Origin of the sequence: Flavobacterium azizsancarii, from assembly GCF_027980145.1 — a bacterium.
GTDB classification, from domain to species: Bacteria; Bacteroidota; Bacteroidia; order Flavobacteriales; family Flavobacteriaceae; genus Flavobacterium; species Flavobacterium azizsancarii.
Map to the genome: position 1 here is coordinate 1 of NZ_JAMZNK010000096.1, position 2,571 is coordinate 2,571.

Annotated in this window: 2 protein-coding genes; both read right to left on the reverse strand. The window is 34.3% G+C overall.

Going from position 1 to position 2,571, the window contains the following annotated elements:
* Positions 1-325: 325 nt before the first annotated feature.
* On the reverse strand, positions 326-1,264 hold the full coding sequence (locus NJT12_RS24725) for a PorP/SprF family type IX secretion system membrane protein (protein WP_271338773.1): 939 nt from the start codon (positions 1,262-1,264) through the stop codon (positions 326-328).
* Positions 1,265-1,284: 20 nt separating this feature from the next.
* Positions 1,285-2,571 (reverse strand): T9SS type B sorting domain-containing protein (locus NJT12_RS24730; RefSeq protein WP_271338774.1); only part of this gene is annotated, 1,287 nt, incomplete at its 5' end.

Here is a 2,571-nt window from a genome sequence, read left to right on the forward strand (position 1 = left end):
CTTCAGATTCCACCTCGCGATGGACACCCTTGCATTCAGCTAACACTTCCCACTGTAAAGGTGTGTTCGGGACTTACACCCTAGAGTTATCGCCCATGCTGGGCACACAAGAAAAAAGGCGCCAATTGTTTTCAATTGGCGCCTTTTTTTATATCTTATTAAAATATCTTAATTAAGGCTTAAAATATGCAGCCTTTATTATAATAGCAATCACATTTTATATGCATTTTTCCATTGGTTTAAAATTTTAAAGATAAAAGTTATTCCCAGATGCGACAGGCCTAGAAATTTTCACATACACGGAAAAACTTAAATCATTCTTACATTAAAAACCAATGTTATTGGTTGGACTCGTAAAACTAAAATTATCTCTACGAATATCTTTAGCATGTTTAAAGACGTATTTTAAATAAAACTGATTTGATGAGGGAGCATATGCGCCCAAACCATTTATATTACGATCATAGGTAAAACCTGCCTGAAAGTTTTCCATAAAATTAATGCCTACCGTTGCCGTTATTGCATTATCCCAACGATACGAAACTCCAAATCTAAAGTTCCCCTGCAATTCAAAATTAAGTGCAAGATCAATCACAAATGGTTCGTTTTTAGCTTTTTTAGCCAAAATAGACGGTTTAAACAACAAATTATTATTAATTGTTGTTAGAAATCCGGTGATCAGATAAAACTCTGAATTTGTTGTTAACGGTGTGCTTTTGATGCTTGGATCGTCAATTTCTTTTATAAAATTGGGAGTTGATAGTCCAACAAACCAACTGGGTGCATTGTATAAAAAACCAACTCCAATTCGGGGTCTGATCAAATTATTAATATTATTTTCGAAACTCACGTCATTACCTTGCCCAAGATCAAGCCTGGAGTAATTTACATTAAGGTTACTTATACCTCCTTTTAAACCAAAGGTTATCATATTGTAATCATTAGTATAAATTGTATACGAATAATCTGCTGTTGCTATCAGCTTTTGAGTTACTCCAAGATTTTCGTTTATCAGATTAAAACCAGTTCCCATATATATAGAAATTGGTACATTAATATTCAGGTTTTGAGTTTCAGGAGCGCCTTCAATTCCTGTAAATTGTGATCTGTGTATTAAAAGAATACTTCCGTCATAATAGCCGGCAAAGGCTGGGTTAAAGCTGGACATGTTGATCTTGTAATCTGAAAATTGGGCGTTTTGTTGCGCATTTGCTAAAAATGAGAATAATAAGTTCAGTAAAATTATTATAGAATTGCATTTCATTTTGTTATTCGGTTTTAGATTTAAGGATTAAGGTGTAAAAACCCTTTTTTGGTAACTCGTTTATTTTCATTATTCGTAAAACTAAATATGTAGTAGTACGTTCCAAAAGGAAGTAATCCTTTTCCGCGACCTAAACCTTTATTGGCAAAACCTCTAAATAAATTATCTCCTTGTCCGTAATGAGTAATGCTATAAACTAAACTACCTGAAGTATTAAAAATTTCAAGTTGATTGTCGGCAAATGTTAGTACTCCTTCAATAGCGAGATAGTCATTCTTTCCATCTCCATTTGCTGATATTCCATTCTTTATGATGACATCGCAATAATTAAAAATAACTTCAACCTCAAATCTTTTGGTGCTTTCACACTCTGCACCAAAGTAAGACGCATAATATTTATGTTTATCTTCTAATAATGTATCACTATCTAATGGAACTCCTCCAGAGGCGGTATCGTACCAAAGTATTTCTTTTTCATTGGTGATAAGATCTGAAATTGCTGTCTCTTTCTCTCTGCAGAAATATTGTATTGCGTTTCCGCTTGGAGCAGCCTCATCATTCACTATTATAGTAACAGGAATACGGTTGGTGTTACAGGCATTAATTGAGACTTCTGCATAATAAATTCCTGAACGTAAAACCTCCTGAGATAAAAGCGCCGGTGTTGACAATGGATCTGCAAACCAATTTAAAACGTTATACGGTATTGAAATATCTGAAACTAATGGTTTATCAATTGCGCAAAATTTCTGCAATAAATTGAGAGTATTTGGAGATGGCGCTTTTTCTATTGTAACAATTACTGCTTTGGTATCCGAATTTCCTGAGATATCCGTTACTGTCAGTATCACTGAATTGCTGCCAATATTTGTGCAATCAAAAGTGGTTTTATCTATAGTCATTGTTGCAATAGTACAATTATCAGTAGAACCATTATCGATTTGAGAAGCCGTTATAAATGCTTTTCCTGTGATATCCAACTGAACCGTTATATTTTGAACTACTACTGTTGGTTTGATTTTATCTTCGACAGTAACTGTGGCAGTCGCTGTATCTGAATTTCCATTAACATCCGTTACTGTCAGTATCACTGAATTGCCGCCAATATTTGTGCAATCAAAAGTGGTTTTATCTAAAGTCATTGTTGCAATAGCACAATTATCAATAGAACCATTATCGATTTGATAAGCTGTTATAACTGCTTTTCCTGTGGCGTCTAACTGAATCGTTATATTTTGAGCTACAACTGTTGGTTTGATTTTGTCCTGTACAGTAACTGTGGCGGTGGCGGTATCCGAATTTCCATT

Excerpts from the sequence above, each read along its gene's own strand:
- NJT12_RS24725 (WP_271338773.1), bottom strand. The coding sequence starts at position 1,264 with ATGAAATGCAATTCTATAATAATTTTACTGAACTTATTATTCTCATTT.